The 19,697-nt window shown below is 58.1% G+C and carries 17 protein-coding genes; 1 reads left to right on the forward strand and 16 read right to left on the reverse strand.

Going from position 1 to position 19,697, the window contains the following annotated elements; all coding sequences use genetic code 11:
- Positions 1–51: 51 nt before the first annotated feature.
- The 14 genes from flhE to ACOTX2_RS00775 all read right to left on the reverse strand — a co-directional run bounded on the left by flhE (position 52) and on the right by ACOTX2_RS00775 (position 15,380).
- Complete coding sequence (gene flhE, locus ACOTX2_RS00710; protein WP_063147776.1) at positions 52–444, reverse strand: flagellar protein FlhE; 393 nt, start codon at positions 442–444, stop codon at positions 52–54.
- The gene (gene flhA, locus ACOTX2_RS00715) at positions 444–2,522 is read right to left on the reverse strand and encodes a flagellar biosynthesis protein FlhA (RefSeq protein WP_003859723.1); all 2,079 of its coding nucleotides are present in this window, start codon (positions 2,520–2,522) and stop codon (positions 444–446) included. The genes flhE and flhA overlap by 1 nt, the downstream gene beginning before the upstream one ends.
- Positions 2,515–3,663, reverse strand: coding sequence for a flagellar biosynthesis protein FlhB (gene flhB, locus ACOTX2_RS00720; protein ID WP_022648500.1), 1,149 nt, complete (start codon positions 3,661–3,663; stop codon positions 2,515–2,517). Before flhB ends, flhA begins: the two co-directional genes overlap by 8 nt.
- Positions 3,664–3,812: 149 nt before the next feature.
- Positions 3,813–4,457, reverse strand: a complete 645-nt coding sequence (gene cheZ, locus ACOTX2_RS00725; RefSeq protein WP_022648501.1) for a protein phosphatase CheZ — start codon at positions 4,455–4,457, stop codon at positions 3,813–3,815.
- Positions 4,458–4,467: 10 nt separating this feature from the next.
- Positions 4,468–4,857, reverse strand: coding sequence for a chemotaxis response regulator CheY (cheY, locus tag ACOTX2_RS00730; protein ID WP_000763862.1), 390 nt, complete (start codon positions 4,855–4,857; stop codon positions 4,468–4,470).
- A gap of 17 nt (positions 4,858–4,874) precedes the next feature.
- On the reverse strand, positions 4,875–5,924 hold the full coding sequence (locus ACOTX2_RS00735) for a protein-glutamate methylesterase/protein-glutamine glutaminase (RefSeq protein WP_014884341.1): 1,050 nt from the start codon (positions 5,922–5,924) through the stop codon (positions 4,875–4,877).
- Positions 5,921–6,787, reverse strand: coding sequence for a protein-glutamate O-methyltransferase CheR (cheR, locus tag ACOTX2_RS00740; RefSeq protein ID WP_017384409.1), 867 nt, complete (start codon positions 6,785–6,787; stop codon positions 5,921–5,923). Before cheR ends, ACOTX2_RS00735 begins: the two co-directional genes overlap by 4 nt.
- Before the next feature lie 19 nt (positions 6,788–6,806).
- Complete coding sequence (gene tap, locus ACOTX2_RS00745; protein ID WP_063147775.1) at positions 6,807–8,408, reverse strand: methyl-accepting chemotaxis protein IV; 1,602 nt, start codon at positions 8,406–8,408, stop codon at positions 6,807–6,809.
- A 44-nt stretch (positions 8,409–8,452) separates the two neighbouring features.
- Complete coding sequence (gene tar / locus ACOTX2_RS00750) at positions 8,453–10,120, reverse strand: methyl-accepting chemotaxis protein II (RefSeq protein WP_063147774.1); 1,668 nt, start codon at positions 10,118–10,120, stop codon at positions 8,453–8,455.
- Between the two features lie 86 nt (positions 10,121–10,206).
- Positions 10,207–11,169, reverse strand: a complete 963-nt coding sequence (locus ACOTX2_RS00755; protein ID WP_063147773.1) for a Csu type fimbrial protein — start codon at positions 11,167–11,169, stop codon at positions 10,207–10,209.
- Positions 11,166–13,517: a fimbria/pilus outer membrane usher protein gene (locus ACOTX2_RS00760; protein WP_063843761.1), complete on the reverse strand. Its 2,352-nt coding sequence runs from the start codon at positions 13,515–13,517 to the stop codon at positions 11,166–11,168. Before ACOTX2_RS00760 ends, ACOTX2_RS00755 begins: the two co-directional genes overlap by 4 nt.
- Positions 13,477–14,238, reverse strand: coding sequence for a fimbrial biogenesis chaperone (locus ACOTX2_RS00765; RefSeq protein ID WP_023300459.1), 762 nt, complete (start codon positions 14,236–14,238; stop codon positions 13,477–13,479). Before ACOTX2_RS00765 ends, ACOTX2_RS00760 begins: the two co-directional genes overlap by 41 nt.
- 16 nt (positions 14,239–14,254) lie before the next feature.
- A complete protein-coding gene (locus ACOTX2_RS00770) occupies positions 14,255–14,800 on the reverse strand; it encodes a Csu type fimbrial protein (RefSeq protein ID WP_022648507.1) in 546 nt (181 codons plus the stop codon).
- Between the two features lie 7 nt (positions 14,801–14,807).
- A complete protein-coding gene (locus ACOTX2_RS00775; RefSeq protein ID WP_022648508.1) occupies positions 14,808–15,380 on the reverse strand; it encodes a spore coat protein U domain-containing protein in 573 nt (190 codons plus the stop codon).
- A gap of 427 nt (positions 15,381–15,807) precedes the next feature.
- Here ACOTX2_RS00775 and ACOTX2_RS00780 point away from each other — a divergent pair, with 427 nt between their 5' ends.
- Positions 15,808–17,067 (forward strand): dicarboxylate/amino acid:cation symporter, encoded by a 1,260-nt coding sequence (locus tag ACOTX2_RS00780; RefSeq protein ID WP_023300461.1) that lies wholly within the window; start codon positions 15,808–15,810, stop codon positions 17,065–17,067.
- A 96-nt stretch (positions 17,068–17,163) separates the two neighbouring features.
- On the opposite strand, the gene cheW is transcribed toward ACOTX2_RS00780, so the two are convergent.
- Both cheW and cheA read right to left on the reverse strand, forming a co-directional pair.
- Positions 17,164–17,667, reverse strand: coding sequence for a chemotaxis protein CheW (gene cheW / locus ACOTX2_RS00785; RefSeq protein WP_003859699.1), 504 nt, complete (start codon positions 17,665–17,667; stop codon positions 17,164–17,166).
- A 19-nt stretch (positions 17,668–17,686) separates the two neighbouring features.
- Positions 17,687–19,696 carry a chemotaxis protein CheA gene (cheA, locus tag ACOTX2_RS00790; RefSeq protein WP_063147770.1) on the reverse strand — a complete coding sequence of 670 codons (2,010 nt, stop codon included), beginning with the start codon at positions 19,694–19,696 and terminating at the stop codon, positions 17,687–17,689.
- Position 19,697: the final 1 nt, after the last annotated feature.

Consider the following 19,697-nt stretch of genomic DNA (forward strand, 5'->3'; position numbering starts at 1 on the left):
TTTGCGAGCCAGCCTTCAGAAATGCCTGAAGACTGGCGAAAAGGCGGGCAGTTAGCGGTAGTTGACGAGCACCTCGTTGCGCTGAACCCTCAGCGCCGGGATCAGACGTCCGCCGCCTGGCACTTCCCAGATAAAGCGTAAAGGTTCCTGAGCAGACACCCCGTTGAAGGCCTGGGTGATGCCACTTTGGCCCTCGATTTCCGCGCAGCGGGTCAGCGAGCACAGCCGCACCCGCAACCCGGCCGGTGTGGGTCCCGTCAGGGTGTAATTCCAGGCCACCAGCGTCATCTGCCCGGAGACGGGCTCAGAGGCTGACAGCGGACGGGAGGAGATCGACTCCCCCCGATGGTTGAGCGTTAAGCCGATACTGCTGGCCTGCCATGCCCCCTCGCCTGCGGCCTGCACCGCCAGCGGGAAAAATAAGATCCACAGCCACTTACGCATTATTTCCCTCCTATGGTCGCCGTCATGCGAATATTGCGGTTATCGGACAGCTCCATATTCGACAGCACCACCAGCTGGTTCAGGCTCCGGCGCAGGAAGCGCGACAGCAACGGACGCAGCGCATGATTCACCAGCAGCACCGGCGGCGCGCCCAACATCTCCTGACGCGCCAGCGCCTCCTGGGTTTGCGCCAGCAATCTGTCCGCCAGACCCGGCTCCAGCCCGCCACCGCCCTGTAGGGCCTGAAGCAGCAGACGTTCCAGCGGCGTGTCCAGGCCAATCACCTGCACTTCGCCGGTTCCCGGGAACCATTGCTGGGTTATGGCGCGCCCGAGCGCCACGCGCACCACCGCCGTCAGCTCATGTGGATCGCTCTGGAGCGGCGCATGCTCGGCCAGTGTTTCCAGAATGGTGCGCATATCGCGGATCGGCACCTTCTCATCGAGCAGATTTTGCAGCACTTTGTGCAGGGTGGTTAAGGTCAGCACGCCCGGCACCAAATCTTCGGTCAGCTTCGGCATCTCCTGCGTTACGCGGTCAAGCAGCTGCTGCGCCTCCTGACGTCCAAACAGTTCCGCGGAGAACTGGCCAATCAGATGGTTGAGGTGCGTCGCGACCACGGTACTGGCCTCAACAACCGTGTAACCCTGGATCTGCGCCTGCTCTTTCAGGGCGCTCTCAATCCAGATGGCCGCCAGACCAAAGGCCGGGTCGGTCGTCTGCTCACCCGGCAACGTGCCTGCGGCCGTGCCAGGGTTAATCGCCAGCCAGCGGCCGGGGTACGCATCACCGCTGCCGATTTCCACCCCTTTCATCAGGATGCGATAGCGTGCGGGCGGGAGATCCATATTGTCCCGGATATGCACCACCGGCGGCAGGAAGCCCATGTCCTGGGCGAATTTTTTACGAATGCTGCGGATACGGCCAAGCAGTTCGCCATCCTGCTGGAAGTCCACCATCGGGATAAGGCGGTACCCCACTTCCATCCCCAGCGAATCTTCGAGCTGAACGTCGTTCCAGGTGGCTTCCACCGCCTGGGTGTTCTCAGGCATTTTGACCGGCGCTGGCTCTGCCTTAGGCTGCGTTTCGCGGCCACGCATCCACCAGGCAAGGCCCAGCAGCGCGGCAGTGAACAGCAGGAATACCAGGTTTGGCATGCCCGGCACCATACCGAGCAGGCCCAGTACCGCCGCGGAGAGCAGCATAACGCGCGGGTTGCTGAACAACTGCCCCACCATCTGCTCGCCTACATCCTGATCGGTGCTGACGCGGGTCACAATTACGCCCGCCGCGGTGGAGATCACCAGTGCCGGGATCTGCGCCACCAGACCATCACCAATGGTCAGCAGCGTATAGCTTTCGGCTGCGTGGCCCATGTCCATGCCGTGTTGCAGCACGCCGACGAGCAGGCCGCCGACGACGTTAATCACCATGATCAGAATGCCCGCGATGGCGTCACCGCGCACAAACTTACTCGCACCGTCCATGGAGCCGTAGAAATCTGCCTCCTGGGTCACTTCGGCACGGCGTTTTTTTGCTTCATCTTCCGCAATCAGCCCGGCATTCAGGTCGGCGTCGATTGCCATCTGCTTGCCCGGCATCCCGTCGAGCACGAAGCGCGCGCCCACTTCTGCGATACGCCCCGCCCCTTTAGTGATAACCATGAAGTTGATTATCACCAGAATGACGAACACCACGATACCGATGGCGAAGTTGCCGCCCACCAGGAAGTGACCGAAGGCTTCGACCACCTTTCCCGCCGCCGCCGCGCCGGTGTGCCCTTCCATCAGGATGATACGCGTGGAGGCAACGTTCAGCGCGAGGCGCAGCAGCGTGGTGAACAGCAGGATCGTTGGAAACGCGGCGAACTCCAGCGTGCGCTGGGTGAACATCGCCACCAGCAGCACCATGATGGACAACGCAATGTTGAAGGTGAAAAGCAGGTCGAGGATAAATGCCGGTAACGGCAGCACCATCATCGACAGAATTAGCAGGATCAGAATCGGTCCGGCAAGGATCTGCCATTGCGTCGATTTCAGGTTGCCGGGCAGGCGCAACATTGCCACCAGATTAGCCATCAGTGTCCTTCTCGTTCAAAAAATCCAGTGCTTCAGGCACCGGAAGGTTCTCAGGTTTTACAGGTCGTTGACCGCCCGCTAAACGCCAGCGTTTCAGTTGCCACACCCAGGCCAGCACCTCTGCGACAGCGGCGTAGAGCTGGCCCGGGATCTGTTGTCCAATTTCCGCGTGGCGATACAGCGCACGGGCTAATGGCGGTGCTTCAAGGATCGGTACGCGGTTTTCCGTCGCGATTTCACGAATGCGCAGCGCAATCAGCCCGGCCCCTTTCGCCACCACTTTCGGTGCGCTCATTTTGTTTTCGTCGTACTGAAGCGCCACGGAGTAGTGGGTCGGGTTAGTGACAATCACATCGGCTTTCGGCACATCTTCCATCATGCGACGACGCGCGGCAGCACGTTGCATCTGGCGGATACGGCCCTTGACGTGCGGGTCGCCTTCCATCTGTTTATATTCATCGCGAATATCCTGACGCGACATTCGCAGCTTCTTGATATGGGAAAAGATCTGGAAGATAACGTCGAACGCCACCATCGGAATAATGCTGAGAACCACCAGCAGCGAGCCTAATCCGACCAGGTTCAGGGCATTCTTCATCGCCGTCATGGGGGATTCACTGATCAGACGCATCATCTCCGGCCAGTGGTGCCACAGAAAAAACCCGGCAGCACTGCCCATAAGAAGCGATTTCAGGATCGCTTTAAGAAGCTCAGCCCCGGTTTGAGCTGAAAACATTTTCGCAATACCGGGTAGCGGGTTGAGCTTGGAGAATTTCGGTTGCAGCGATTTACCGCTGAACACCAGGCCACCGAGCATGACCGGCGAAACAAGAGCCACGATGACCACCCCGGCAATCAACGGCAGCAGAGCGATCATGGCGCTTTTTACCAGGTTGATGATCTGAATGAGGATCAGATTGGGGTCATTGACCATGCTGTGATCAAAACGTAAGCCAGCAGAGAGCATTCCCGCCAGTCTGCGGGCAAGCATCTCCCCGCCCCACCAGATTATGCAGACGCCCACCACCAGGATCAGCAGGGAGGTCAGCTCTCGGGATCGGGGGATCTGCCCATCCTCACGGGCTTTTTCAAGTCGGTGGGGTGTGGGGGCTTCTGTTTTGTCGTCGTTCTCTTCTGCCACTGTGCCTGCTCGCAGCCCATTAATTCACGGGTATCATGCCAGCGCAGAGAAAATCCAATGGCGGGAAAAGCCCGTTTATTCGGGCTCTTTTCGCTGTTTTTGTTCTGAACCACCTCAGGCCGCGTTCACAGCCTGAGGCAGAAGGGCAATCAGAAACCAAGACTGTCCAGCAGATCGTCCACCTGATCCTGGCTTGCCACCACGCCCGCTTTGCTGGTGTCAAGCTGTGGACCATTGAGCAGGCTTTCGTTCTCGCGTTTTGGTCGGGCAGCCGGTTCCGGAATATTTTCCAGCAGCACCATCAACAGCTGACGTTCAATCTCCTGAATCACATCCATCATGCGCTTGATCACCTGGCCGGTGAGGTCCTGGAAATCCTGCGCCATCATGATGTCCAGCAGTTGCGCATTGGTGAAGCTGGTGTGTCCTGGCACATCGCCCAGGAACTGACGGGTGTCCGTTACCAGTTCGCGGGCATCCGCCAGCTCAATGGGGTTCTCAAACCACTCATCCCAGCGTTGGGTCAGCGCTTTCGCCCCCTTCTCCATCGCATCCTGGTGCGGCTGTGACGCCTCAACGCTGTTCAGCGCTCGCTCGGCCGCCTGCGCGGTCATCTGCACCACGTAGTCCAGACGGTCGCGCGCGTCGGGGATGGCTTCCGCCGCTTCGGCGATAGCCTGGTCCAGCCCCAGCTCACGGAGGCTGTCGCGCAGCATGCGGGTCAGGCTACCAATACGGGCAATAATGTCGCTCGGCGAATGTTCTTCAACGGGTTTCATAGCAGGTTGCAACATTTCCATCACCTCACATGCCGAGTTTCTCGAAGATCTTCCCGAGCTTCTCTTCCAGAGTCGCCGCGGTGAATGGCTTCACCACGTAGCCGCTTGCGCCCGCCTGTGCAGCGGCAATAATGTTCTCTTTCTTCGCTTCTGCGGTCACCATCAGCACCGGCAGAGAGGCCATGCCTGCATCCGCGCGGATGGTTTTCAGCAGTTCGAGACCGTCCATGTTCGGCATGTTCCAGTCGGAAATCACAAAACCAAACCCGCCAGCCTGGAGTTTGTTCAGCGCATCCACCCCGTCTTCTGCTTCTTCAACGTTGTTGAAGCCTAGCTCTTTTAGCAGGTTGCGCACAATGCGACGCATGGTGGAAAAGTCATCCACAACCAAAAACTTAAGCTCTTTATCCGCCATAAAATAATACTCCTGAGTCAAATACGTATTGCCTGTCCGGCACTGATTTTCGCCAGCATCTGCTGGCTTACCTGGCTAAGATCGACCACTTCGCTTACGCCACCCATATTGATGGCCTCGCGCGGCATGCCGAACACCACACAACTTGCTTCATTCTGCGCAATCGTCCAGGCGCCAGCCTGGTGCATCGCGAGCATTCCGGCGGCGCCGTCGTTGCCCATCCCCGTCAGGATCACCCCCACGGCGTTGCGCCCCGCATGTTTCGCCACCGAATGAAACAGCACATCCACCGACGGACGGTGCCGGTTAACCGGCGGCCCGTCATGAATTTTGATTTGATAGTTCGCCCCGCTGCGCGCCAGCTCCATATGTTTGTCACCCGGGGCGATATACGCGTGACCTGGCAGCACGCGCTCGCCGTCTTCCGCCTCTTTCACGCTGATCTGGCACAGCTTATTCAGGCGCTCCGCGAATGAGCGGGTAAAGCCCGGCGGCATATGTTGCGTAATCAGGATACCCGGGCTTGAGAGCGGCAATGGCTGGAGTACATGGCGAATTGCCTCTGTTCCTCCGGTTGACGCCCCAATGACCAGCAGTTTTTCCGAGCTGAGTAACGGTCCGGCCTTCAGGGTTGCCGGCGCGGCCATCGGCTTGTGGGCCGCCAGTTTTGCGCGCGACGCGGTACGGATTTTCTCGGCGATCATCTCGCTGTACGCCAGCATCCCCTCGCGAATGCCGAGCTGCGGCTTGGTGACAAAATCCACCGCCCCCAGCTCCAGCGCGCGCAGGGTTATCTCCGAGCCTTTCCCGGTCAGGGAAGAGACCATCACCACCGGCATCGGGCGCAGGCGCATTAATTTTTCCAGGAAATCGATGCCATCCATGCGTGGCATTTCGACATCCAGCGTCAGCACGTCGGGGTTATATTTTTTGATTAAATCCCGCGCGACCAGCGGATCGGGCGCTGTTGCCACCATCTCCATATCGCTGTGGCTATTGATGATTTCGGTCATGATCTGACGCATCAGCGCCGAATCATCGACAGACAATACCCTGATTTTACTCATGCTTTTTCCTTACTCAGCGCATAAACCGTTTGCCCACGCAGGCTAAACTCACGCACGAGGTTGCTGAAGTTTTCCGAGTGCCCGGCAAACAGTAAACCGTCAGGCTTGAGCAACGGAACAAAGCGACGCAGAATGTCCTGTTGCGTCGTTTTATCAAAATAGATCATCACGTTACGGCAAAAAATGGCGTCGAATGGCCCCGGCACGTTGTACTGCTTATCCAGTAAATTAACGGGAGCAAATTCCACGCAGTTCGCCAGCTCCTGGCGTACGCGCACCAGTCCTTCATGCGGGCCGGTACCGCGCATGAAGTAACGCTGTAGCTGCTGAGGAGACAGCGTTTTTAGTTCATCCTGGCGATAAACGCCGTTACGGGCTTTTTCCAGCACTTCGGTGTCGATGTCGCTGGCGTACACTTTCCAGCGGCCCGGCGCCATTCCCAGGGTGTCTGCAAGGGTGATGGCCAGCGAGTACGGCTCTTCCCCGGTAGAGGCTGCCGCGCTCCAGACGCGATACTCTCCGCTACGGCGACGGGCGTGTTCCGCCAGCACCGGGAAGTGATGCGCCTCGCGGAAAAACGCGGTCAGGTTGGTGGTTAATGAGTTGATAAATGCCTGCCATTCGGCGCTGTTCTGGTTCGCTTCGAGCATGCTCAGATAGCGGCCAAAATCATCCAGCCCCAGCGTGCGCAAGCGCCGCACCAGCCGGTTGTAGACCATGTCTCGCTTATGGTCCGCAAGCACGATCCCCGCACGCTGGTAGATTAACTGACATATCCGACGAAAATGCGCGTCGGACAGCGCGAGGCGCTGTGTCATCTGCAACAATAATGACGTTTGCCCTGAGGGCATGGGTGATGTCATAGCGCCTTCTCAATCACATTCAGGATACAACGGGTACGGCCTGTGACCGTCCGACTTCTGTTACTGCTTCAACGTGCTCTTTCACATTAAATACGGCGACCAACCCGGTAAGGTGATCCGCCTGGTTTGCCAGCTGATCGGTAGCCGCCGCCGCCTCTTCCACCAGTGAGGCGTTCTGCTGCGTAACCTGATCCATCTGTGTAACGGCCTGCGCCACCTGCTCAATACCACGGCGTTGTTCATCAGACGCCGAGGCAATCTCGCCCATAATGTCGTTAACCCGCGTCACGGAGGTGACAATCTCGTGCATGGTCTGCGCGGCGGTATCCACCAGCGCGGAGCCCTGCTGAACGCGGGAGACCGACTCTTCTATCAGCCCTTTGATCTCTTTCGCCGCGTTGGCGCTGCGACTGGCGAGGTTTCGGACTTCACCGGCAACCACCGCGAACCCGCGCCCCTGCTCTCCGGCACGCGCCGCTTCAACGGCCGCGTTCAGCGCCAGAATATTGGTCTGGAACGCGATACCGTCGATGACGCTGATAATGTCGCCAATTTTCTGCGAGCTGGCGGCAATCTGCTGCATCGTGCTGGCGACGTGAGAAGCCTGGTCGCCCCCACGTTTCGCCGTCATCGCCGCCTGTTTTGACAAGTCGGACGCCTGACGCGCGTTATCGGCGTTCTGGCTTACCGTCGCGGTCAGTTGCTCCATGCTGGCCGCCGTCTGCGCCAGCGATGCCGCCTGTTGTTCGGTGCGGGATGAGAGGTCGTTATTGCCTGCCGCAATTTCGGAGATCCCGGTATGCATGGCGTAACTGCCCTGACGAACATTGCTTACCGTTTCCCGCAGCGAACTCTGCATCGCCTTCAGGCTGGCGAAAATCGCTGATATTTCATTCCTGCCATACACGGCCACCGGACGCGCCAGGTCGCCCTTCGCCATACTGTCGAAGTGGCTGCTGACGATCGCCAGCGGCTGGACGATCATTTTGCGCGACCACCACAGCGAGCCGCCGGTCAGCAGGGCGGCCAGGATCACCATGGTCAGGAAAATCACCCCTGACATGCGGTAGCTGGTACGGCTGTCCGCACCGGCACGCGCCACAAACTGGTTAATATCCTGCTGCCATGCGTTAAAGCTGTCGTCAAATGCCGCCTGAGACGCCTGCACCGGCGCGGTCAGGAAGTCAGAGAGCTGGTTGTTCTCCAGCCACGTCGCCTGATGGTCGAGATCGCCGTACCACACATCAAAGTTCTTTTTCATGGCGACCTTCAGCGTTTTCTCTTTCTCACTCACCGCCTCCTGCGCCGTAAACGCCTTAAACTGCGCGTCGGCCTGCTTCAGGCTGTTGCGGGCCACGACCATCAGCGCCTTAATATCATCCGGCGGATAACTCAGCGCGGTTAACGTCCCTGCTTTGTTCAGCGCAGTGCTTGCCTGCAACAGCACGGCACGCGTTTGTGCCAGTGCGGAGCGCTGCTGATTGCTCGTCTCAACTTCCTGCAAATTCTGATAGCCATCGCGAAACGCCCAGAAAGACAACCCGTTACTGCCAACCTGCAAAACCCCACACAGGATCAGAATCAAAAACAGTGTGGTCGAGATACGAATACGATTTAACATCCACGCTCCCATCAAGCGGCAAGCAGCCGCGGTTTAATTGTCAGTCAAAATGTTTCCCAGTTTTCATCTTGTCCGGTCACCGCTGCGCGCGTAGGTTTTGTCACGGGCGCCGGGGTTGCTTCGCTGTACGCCGACCGCGAGCTGACCGTATTTGTTGTTTTTGAAGTAAGACGGAACGCCGAGACGGCCATTTTCAGGCGGCTCGCCTGATCCTCAAGCGCAGCGGCCGCGGCAGCGGACTCCTGCACCAGGGCGGCGTTTTGCTGCGTCACACGATCCATTTCCGATACCGCCAGAGCGACCTGGTCAATACCACGACTCTGCTCATCCGATGCAGAGGCGATTTCACCCATGATGTCCGTCACGCGCGTCACGGCATTCACGATGTCATTCATGGTTTCACCCGCACTTTCCACCAGCACCGAGCCGGTATCCACGCGTGAAACAGAGTCTTCAATCAGGGCTTTGATCTCTTTCGCCGCATTGGCGCTGCGGCTGGCGAGGTTACGTACTTCGCCAGCGACCACGGCAAACCCACGTCCCTGCTCGCCCGCACGCGCCGCTTCAACGGCCGCGTTCAGCGCGAGAATGTTGGTCTGGAAGGCGATGCCGTCGATAACGCTGATGATATCGGCGATTTTCTTCGAGCTGTCGGCAATGTCATGCATGGTTTTCACCACGCCGTCGACCACCCGACCGCCGCGCTGGGCGGTGTCGGACGCGCTTTCTGCAAGCTGCGACGCCTGACGGGCGTTGTCGGCATTCTGCTTCACGGTCGCGGTGAGCTGCTCCATGCTGGCCGCCGTCTCTTCCAGAGCGGACGCCTGCTGTTCGGTACGGGACGAGAGATCGTTGTTGCCCATCGCGATTTCACTCGTGCCGGTATAGATGGCATCCGCCCCCTCGCGCACGTTGGCGACGGTATCAATCAGCGAACGCTGCATATGGTCGACGCTGGTCGCCAGCTCGGTGATCTCGTTGCGACCAGAAACGGTCAGCGTTTTCGTGAGATCGCCCCGGCCAATATCGCGGATATGGGCAATGACGCGGCCAAGCGGGTTAAGAAGGATATGACGAATGCCGTACCACACGGCCACCAGCACGATAACCAGCGCGAGGGCGAGCACCGCCATCTGCCATTTCGCGAAACGGTAGTCGTTCTGGCTTTGCGTAAAGGCGGAGTGATAAAGCTCGCCGCTGGCTTTGGCGTACTCGCCGAGCGCCGCGCCGAGTGCGTTCTGCATGCCCTGGGTCGGCTGCGCGAAATAGGCATCCATATTGCCCTTCTCCAGGAACTGCACCAGCTCCGTGAGGCCGGCGAAGTAGGCCTGATATTTTTCATCTATGTTCGCGCTCGCCTGCGCCATTGCGGGCTGAGGGGCGATTTTTTTGAAGGCCTCGTAATGTTTCGCCGCGTCTACCAGGGTGGCGCGCGCATTCTTCAGCAGTTCCGTTTTTGCGCTGCTCTGCTGGTTGTTCGGATCCATCATCATGCGGGCAGACGAGCGGCTCAGATTGATACGAGTCTGCAACATCAGATCCCAGGTCGTGGTCAGTTCGCTTTGCTGCATCCGCAAGTCGTTCGAGGCCGCGAAGCTGTCCTGGTTCTGTTTTAACGAGGAGAAAAAGAGGCCGCCAGAAATAAGCTGAAGAAGTGCGAAAATGACCAGCACCATCATAAGCATTGTGACAACGCGGATACGGTTCAACATACAACACCTTCTCATCGATTGATTAACGGTGTTATCGGCAGGGGCCACGGGAACTTTACATTTGCGAAAGGGAAAAGCGCGGGGAGTCAGAACGCGACGTCAACGATCAGCGTGTCGGTGTAGGTTCCGGCAGGCGGCGTGGCCTGGCTGGTCAGGACCTTAGCGCTGTAGTTATAGGTGCGTAAAAGCCCGTCGGTACTGACCTGGGATGAGCTGGCGCTGGCCCAGCGCTCGCTGCCACTGCCGCCCCAGCGGTTGCTGGTCGCCTCTTTATAGATGTCGTAACTCATAAAATTGCTGCCGCTAACCATACGACGAACGTTGTTCAGGGCGTTTGCTCCATTATTAATGCCTATGGTGTAGGTGCTGCCCTTGGTGCAGGTGACGGCGATCGACTGCGAAACGGTGGGAAAATTTTGCACCAGCGGCGCGCTGTTAAAATTCACGTCCGGCGTGGTCATCGTGCTGCAATCGTTGGTGACGGTCATGTTGAGGAGAATGGAGGTAGTTGCCGTGCCGGTTTGCGGGGTCAGGCATAGCCCGCCCGCGCCAACGGCGCACACGTTGTAGTTGATGCTGAACGTTAACAACACCTGGTACGGCCCGGCCGTGACGTTCTGCCCCGGCACAGTACGGAAATAAAGCGGAATGTTGTAGCGCCTTGACCCCAGCAGCCCGAGCAGGGTGTTGCCATTCCAGGTATAGGTTTTGCTGATTTGTACTTCACTGTTTCCGCCGCAGCCAGTGGCACCGCACAGGCGCGTGGGGATAACGTCCGCGATGGCCGCATTATCGGTACGTTTCATGGTGGCGCGGCTGTTGGCGGCTATCGACGCCGAGGTGTAGGTCAGCGTCACCGAGTCGTTGGTTAGCAGGTTGAGAACAGTATCGCAGGACACCACCAGCGTGCCGGTGGTTTGCACCTCCCCCGTACTGCTCAGGGCGAATGAGGTGACGCTGCCAAACGAGGCGTTCACCGTACTGACGGTGCAGGCCGCCCAGCCGCTGCCCGAGAACAGCAGCAGTATGGCTATCATCAGGCGTTTCACGGCGCCTCCCGGCAGGTCAGCGGACCGTAGGTTTGCAGCTTATGCTCGGGATTTGCGCCCACGTTCAACGTTGCCATACAGCGTTTACCGTCCGGGGTGATGACCTCCAGAGGATTCACATCGTTGAGGTTTTCCAGCCAGGCGAGGCCGTCGTAGCCAACAACCGCGCTACTGCGGGACGCGCGTTTGACCTGGCTTCCCACCGGGATCGCATTGCCCTGCGCGTCATGCAGGATCACGCTGGCAACCCGCTCCTGCTCCATCGGGAAATCCACCAGATAACCGTTATGCCGACGAATCGCCACCCGACGCTCGGTCTCTTTCAGCCGGGTATCCGCAGGTAAGTTTAGGGTATCAATGCGGTAGCTCGCCGGGTAATAGGCGGAAACGCCGCTGACCAGCAGATAACCTTTATTATTGGTTTTACCAACCGGCTGGTTCTCGTAGCTGACGGGTACGTCCGGATGTCCGTCGGTGCTGATCACCACAAACGCATCGTTGATTTTGTTCGCCGCAAACAGCTCACCGTCCATCAGGACGACAGAGCCCATCGCCTCCCCCCACCAGGTCATCATCCCCTTCTCACCGTAGCCGCCGCCCTGAAGCTCAACATTGTTGTTCCGCCAGCCGAGCGTGGCCTGTTGATAGTTACTCGACCGCGACTGGTTGGCCCAGGCCATGTTCCAGCTAAAGCCGCCGTCAGACGGCATCGAGTGGTTGTAGTTAATGCGTTGAGTGCTGCCTGCGTCAGGCGTGTTTTCAAAGGTAACGGCGGCGCTGTCACGTTCGCCCAGAGGGACCTGCAACGACAGCGCAACCGTCCAGTCGTCCCGCTGCTGGTCACGGCTGGCCGCCAGGTAAATACTGCTTGAGCGCCACAGATTTCGGCTCCAGGAGAGGTTGAGCAGCTCGGTTTTCCGGCTGTCAAAACTCTCCACGCCGATCCACGCCGCACCGATATTGCCGTAATCACCGAGGTTAAAGGTTAAGGAGTACTGGTCGGTATTGCGGCTCAGGCTGGCAACGGGGTTATCATATTCATCATAAACGGTGGGCTGATCGTACAGGGCGAGGTTGCCGAAGCCGCGGTCGCGTCGGGTATGCTGGGTCGCTACGCTAAACTCGCTGGTGCTGTACTGATAGCCCCAGTTCATCTGGCCCCCTTCGTCGCCGCGCATCCGGCTTTGGGTATAAGACGTATTCACCACGCCAAAACGCCCGAGCTTCAGCACCGTGCCCGCGCCGCCGAGCGCCAGCGACTCCGCCCCTTCCGCATGCCCCTCCAGCGTCAGCCAGTCGGTCACCCCGTAGCGATACGATCCGCTGCCCGCCGCCGGGCCATAGTCAAAATTCTCTATACCGTAGTTGCGCCGCAGGCTGCCCAGCGTCACGGCGCCGTCGCTTAACCCCTGCTTCAGCAGATCGCTGCTGACATAAAACGGCAGCGTGGTGCTCACCTGACGTCCCAGCGCGTCGGTGGTGACCAGTACCGCATCCCCTGCGCCGTTGATGTACGGCAGATTAGTGAGGGTAAACGGCCCCGGCTGAAGGCGGGTGGAGCCGGAACGGTAGCCATTAATAAAGAGATCGACCGAGGTCGGGACGGCCGCCTCACCGGAAAACGCCGGCAGCGGCCAGGTCACCAGATCCGGACGCAGGGAGAAGTCGCGCCCGTAGCTGATCCCGCCCATCCGCACGCTGGTGCTCCAGCTCAGCGCATCGCTGATGACGTCCCCGACGGTCCAGGTGGTGGCATCCTCCTCGTTGGTGATCAGCAGGGTTGAGTCATAGCGCACGTATCCTTCCTGCTGCCCGCTGCTTCCGGCGAAATTCTGTCGGGCGTACCCTGTCGAAGAAAACGAATAGTCTTCGTTGAAATAGCGGAACTCATGCCACACCGACGCCTGGCCGCCCGTGTGTTCGGTATGGTTGGTATAAACGTCGTAGTTGAGCAGCGCGCCCCGGCCATAATGCGGCTTGCTTTGCGCGCTCTGACCGCTAAACGACGTGATCCGCGCCGCAACCCAGTCCCGGGGGACCGTCAGCATGAGCCGCTGGGCGCTGCTGTCATACTCTACGCGTACCGATGAGAGCGTTGAAAGGTTCACCTCTCCGGCAGGCACATGATCCTGCGGCAGTCCGGCGCGAAGCAAATCCGCTCCTGAAATAAACCAGGCGCCCTCGCGCTGCGTCACCGGCACCACCAGACCCGTGTCATAGTGGTTCAGCACCAGGGCGAGCTGGAATACAGCTTCGCCGTTCATCGTCCGCGCGTCCGGCGGCGGCGGTAAACTGTCGTCGCCGGTTTCAGTTGACGGGCGTCGATTGCCATTGCGTATCCCTGGCATTAATTTGCGCGCTCATCCGATTCGGCTGATAAATCCCTGCCGGAAGCGGCCAGCTTCGGGTGCTGCCTGGCAGCACATAACCCAGCAGCCCCTCGGCAACCGTGCGTTTTTGCCCGCCCTGCTCAACCGCAACCTGGCTGAGCCTGACGTGAACGTTCCCCTGATTGCGGACCTCAAGCGCGGGTTTCCCCTCCTCCTGAATGACCCGCCAGTTGAGCTGCTGAGTGTTCGCCAGCGCGTGATGCTCTCCTTCGTTGAGGGTGGGGATCCCCTGTCCATAAACAAATAAGGGAATGGAATAGCGCATTTGCAGTTTGAGGCCCATAGACGGTTCCGCTTTTGCATCCGGCTGGGGAATCTCATCCACAATGATGCGGTAGGCTTGCTCGACGCCGGACGGGATCGTCCCCTGCTTAATCAGGCGAATAAGCTGTTTACTGCCCTTAGCGATAGTCACGATCGGCGGGCTGGCGACCACATCCTGCTGGGCGGTGTAACGCTCATATCCGCCCTCCTGTTTCCAGCGCACAATGCGTATCTGCATTGTCGTGGCGCTGTTGCCCTGATTCTGGATCCACAATTCAGTTGCTCTGGCGTCTGCCGAAAGCCACGGATCGATAGGCCAAAGAAGAATGGTTGCGGCTGCTTGCGCCTTAACCGCTGTAAGGGCCGTTATCCCCAACAGACTCAACAGGCCTGACCGCCTGAAAAATGGCTTCATCAATGCTCTCCCTTTCCTACCATGACAAGGTCACGGTGAGTTGATCTGAATACGTTCCTGACGGGCTAAACCCGGTCAAAAGCGCGACGCCAAAAAGAGGCAGCGCGATGTTATTGCTGTTGGTATAGGTAATCGGTATTGCCTGGTTAACCCCAATTTCACTGTTTGCGGCCAGAGAGCTGCTGCTGTAGAGCCGGTAACCGACCACCTCTGTCCCGCCTGAACGCGTCATCCGCCGCACAGAGCTATAATTCTGACCGCCATTAATGCTCATACTTAGCGCCACACCCGGTGTGCAGGCGATGGACAACGCGCCGTCGGCAACAAAGCTGGTGCTGACCGGTGCGCTCTCCACGCCGCTGCGGGTCCCGAAATTCAGCGTACCGAAACGCCCGCCGGTGCCGGTGCTCACCGAGCATCCAGGCACAACCGTCGCGCTCACCCTGAATGACTGAGACGTCACCGCCCCGGCGTCTGGGATCAACATCAGCCCGACCAACAGGGTTAAAAAAGGGTGCACGACGCCCTCTGCGCTGTCGCGCAGACATAACAATGCCTTCATGGCTGAATCAGTAGGTGACGCTGACGTTAATCGTGTCGGTATAGGTTCCCGGTACGACCGTTACGCTATTGCCGCCGCCCGTAATGCGTGCGTAGAGGGTGTAGCTATCCACCCCACCCGCAGTAGAGGCGACCGGCAACGCGGCATTGTTCGCAACCACGTTGTTGTAACCGCTATCGCTGAACAGGCTGTAGGCAACGCCCTGCGCCGCATTGGCGGTGTTGACCAGATAGCGGCCCGGCGTACCTGGGGTGCCGACAACGGTTCCGGGTGCGGTAGCGTTGGTGTTGCCGGTGATCGCCACCGTGTAACTGGCAGTGGTACATTGAATGGTAAAGGTGTTTCCTCCGCTGGCACCGGTTAACTGGGTTGTCAGGGTGGAGAATGTTGCAGGATGAGTGCCGAAATCGAGCGTCCCGAAGTTAATGCCGTTTTGCGTTGGCGAGCCGTTGATCAAGCAGCCGTTGGTCAGCGTCAACGTCGCGCCGATAGTGCCGCTACTGGTGACCGCGAGAGCCTGACCGACCGTTGCCGCCGTCAGCAGCGTGCCCGCGCAGATAAAAAGAAGTTTTCTTTTCATTTACCACCCTCCAGAAGAAATATAGGTTCGCTTGCCATATTTTATTCATACTGTTCAGTATGTTAGCCCCGCTTAAACATTCCCCGGCGCGGTTACAGAGAATTTAGTTTATGGTTAGCACTTCAACCACTTTCATCAAAAAGAGGGCAACCCCGCTCGAATTAACAGGTTATTAACAAACATTACAAAGGGTTAGCAAAAAAAAATGGGCATTATTCTTGCTTAACTTGAGGATATATCGCCTGCAGTGTGATCTGAGTCACAATATATCGTCATGATAAAAACAACGAATTTCATAAAAATTAAAAACAAGTTGTAACTCACGCAGCTTTACTTCAATTTATGCCCCGAATATTTTCCTGCGCTTAAATAAAAATTTTGTATGCATTGACGCAGGAAACTCTTTTAGCGCATAGAGGATCTTTTTGTGGCAAGTGCAAACAAACTCACGCTCTTCATCGTGATTTTCATGCTGGCGGGCATTCTTTCCGGTGCGGCGATCCATGAGTATGCTTCGTCCGACGCGATACAGGCCTGGTCGGAGAACATCACCCTGCTGACCGATATTTTCCTGCGGCTGATCAAGATGGTGATAGCCCCGCTGGTGTTCAGCACCCTGACGGTGGGCATTATGAGGCTAGGTGAAACGTCGACGATTGGGCGTGTCGGGGGTAAAGCGATGGTGTGGTTTATCAGCTCATCCGTACTTTCCATTCTGGTGGGGCTGTTTATTGTTACCCTTGAACAACCCGGCAGCGGTCTGAACCTGAGCATTCCGACAGAGACGGTTGATACCGGCCTGGCCGTGAGCGGGATGTCGCTGAAAGCCTTTCTGTCACACACCATTCCAACCAGCATTGCCGGCGCGATGGCCAACAATGAGATCCTGCAAATTGTGGTCTTCTCGATGTTCTTCGGCATTGGCGGCGCGTCACTGGGCCAAAAATTCAACGCCCCGCTGGTCGCGGCGCTGGATGTGGTATCCCACATAATGCTGAAGGTGACGGGCTACGTGATGTACGTTGCGCCGCTGGCCATTTTCGCGGCGATTTCGTCCGTCATTGCCACCCAGGGGCTGGGCATTTTGCTGAACTATGCCTCGTTTATTGGCGGTTATTATGTGGCGATCCTCCTGACCTGTCTGGTATTGCTGGCCGTGGGTTACATGGTACTGAAGAAAGAGATTTTCCGTCTGGTGGCGATGCTGAAAGATCCGGTGCTGGTGGCGTTTACCACCAGCAGCTCTGAAGCGGCATACCCTAAAACGCTGGAGCAGTTAGCGCGCTTTGGTTGTTCACGGAATATCGCCTCTTTCGTCCTGCCGATCGGCTACTCGTTTAACCTGGTCGGCTCCATGGTGTACTGCTCGTTCGCCTCAATGTTTATTGCCCAGGCGTACAACATTCACCTGAGTTTTACCGAGGTGACGGTGCTGATGTTAACGCTGATGCTGGCCTCGAAGGGCATTGCGGGCGTACCGCGCTCGTCGCTGGTGGTGCTGGCGGCAACCATTCCGAGCTTTAATATTCCGGTGGCCGGGATCCTGCTGCTGATGGGGATTGATCATTTCCTGGATATGGGGAGATCGGCCATTAACGTGCTGGGGAACGGGATTGCGACGGCGATGCTGTCGCAGAATGAAGGGGCGCGGGAAGTTGAGGCTGAGCTGGTGGAGCAGGAGGCGTAAAGATACATAAGAGCCGGGTGGCGCTGACGCGTACCCGGCCTACGTGTTGGAGCCATTTGTAGGCCGGGTAAGGCGAAGCCGCCACCCGGCATTATTTTATGCCACGTGATTCGCCGCAATATCGAGCAGCGCCATCTCTTCGCTGTTCAGCAGCTTCTCAATATTCACCAGAATCAGCATACGCTCGCCGAGCGCACCCAGCCCCGTCAGGTATTCCGTCGACAGCGTGACCGCAAACTCCGGCGCAGGACGGATTTGATCGGCGGTCAGCGACAGCACATCTGACACGCCGTCCACCACAATCCCCACCACGCGCTGCCCCAGATTCAGAACAATCACCACCGTGTTATCGTTGTACTCCACATCGCCCTGGCTGAACTTCACGCGCAGATCCACGATAGGCACAATCACACCGCGCAGGTTGGTCACACCCTTGATAAACGCTGGCGTATTCGCGATGCGCGTTACCTGATCGTACCCGCGAATTTCCTGCACTTTCAGGATGTCGATACCGTACTCTTCATCACCTAAAGTGAAAACCAGGAATTCCTGCCCAGATGGCTCGCCCGCCAGTTTCGTTACGTTACTCATACCGGTCATGTTATTACCTTTTACTTAATCAGGCGGCTGTGTTCGCCACACGTTGTTCACGATTTAATCCCTGAAGTGCCGATACATCGACGATCAGCGCGACGCTACCATCACCCAGGATGGTGGCAGCAGAGATCCCCGGCACTTTGCGGTAGTTACTTTCCAGGTTCTTAACCACCACCTGATGCTGACCAATCAGCTGATCGACCAGCAGCGCGTAGCGGCGTCCGGCGCTTTGCAGGATCACAACGATACCCTGCGTGGCCTCGGTTTTTGCCCCGTCCACTTCGAACACTTTCCACAGTTCCACCAGCGGCAGGTACTCGCCGCGCACTTCGAGCACGCGCTCGCCGCCCGCCAGCGGATGCAGATCTTCTTCGCGCGGCTGGAGGGATTCCATCACCGCGTTCAGCGGCAGAATAAAGACTTCGTCCGCCACTTTAACGGACATGCCGTCAAGAATGGCCAGCGTCAGCGGCAGCAGGATACGGATCGTGGTGCCCGCGCCCTGCTTAGACTGGATCTCAACGTGACCGCCCATCTCCTGAATGTTACGTTTCACCACGTCCATGCCCACGCCGCGGCCGGAAACGTCGGTGACCTGCTCTGCGGTTGAGAAGCCCGGGGCAAAAATCAGCATGCCCACTTCTTCGTCAGTCATGTTTTCGTTGACCGCCATGCCCTGCGAAATCGCCTTCGCCAGAATGCGCTCGCGGTTCAGGCCTGCGCCGTCATCGGTCACTTCGATGCAGATGTTGCCGCCCTGATGTTCTGCTGACAGGACCAGGTTGCCCACTGGCGATTTTCCGGCTGCCACGCGGTTTTCCGGCAGCTCAATGCCGTGGTCGAGGCTGTTACGCACCAGGTGCGTTAACGGGTCGATAATGCGTTCAATCAGGCTCTTATCCAGCTCGGTGGAGCTGCCCATCAGCGTGAGTTCGATCTGTTTGTTGAGCTTGCTGGCCAGGTCGCGCACCAGGCGCGGGAAGCGGCTGAAGACATATTCCATCGGCATCATGCGGATGGACATCACCGATTCCTGCAAATCGCGGGCGTTACGTTGTAACTGGCCCATGCTGGTGATGAGATCGCCGTGGGTCACCGGGTCCAGCTCGTTGGAGCGCTGGGCCAGCATCGACTGGGTGATCACCAGTTCACCCACCAGGTTGATCAGCTGATCCACTTTCTCCACCGCCACGCGAATGCTCGTTGACTCGCTGGAGCGCGCCGCCGGTTTTTCACCGCGGGCCGGGGCGGCCGTCTCTTTGGGCACGGCTTTCAGTGCAGGGGAAGCGGCAACTACCGCAGGGGCAATTTCTGCCGGCGCGGGCACTTCAACGGCCGCCGCCTCGGTTTCAAACGCAATTTGATCCGCTTCAATCACGAAGCACAGCACCGCCACAATGTCATCCTGACCGATCCCGCCGTCGAGCGTCGCGGCCAGGCTGTCTTTACCCTTCACCACGTTGCTGAGCGTCGCCAGGTTACCCAGCTCCTCTTCCAGCAGGTTGACCTCGTTCTCTTTCAGCCGTGACAGCACTACGCGCAATTTTCCTGCGGGCGCATCAGGCGCACTGTCTGGTCTGGCCGCGGCGTCAACAACGCTCAGTTTTGCCGCAGGGACAACGGGCGCAGACGCCTCACCTTTGGCTTCCAGCGCTAACTGACGCAGCGCGTTGCAGATGTATTCAAAGCTGGCGGCATCAGGCTCTGCCGAACTTTTATAGGCGTCGAGCTGTTCCTGCATAATATCTTTCGTTTCCAAAAACAGGTTGATAATGTCGGTATTGAGCTGCATCTCACCGCGTCGTGCTTCATCCAGCAGGTTTTCCATTAAATGGGTCGTTTCCTGCAAAATGGTAAATCCAAACGTTCCGGCTCCGCCTTTAATGGAATGCGCCGCACGGAAGATGGCGTTGAGCTGTTCTGAGTCCGGTGCCTCGGGCACCAGATCCAGCAAATGTTGCTCCATATCGGCCAACAATTCGTCGGCTTCATCAAAAAATGTCTGGTAAAAATCGGTAATATCCATGCTCACG

Source organism: Enterobacter cloacae complex sp. IR5412, from assembly GCF_049237385.1.
Taxonomy (GTDB): Bacteria; Pseudomonadota; Gammaproteobacteria; order Enterobacterales; family Enterobacteriaceae; genus Enterobacter; species Enterobacter intestinihominis.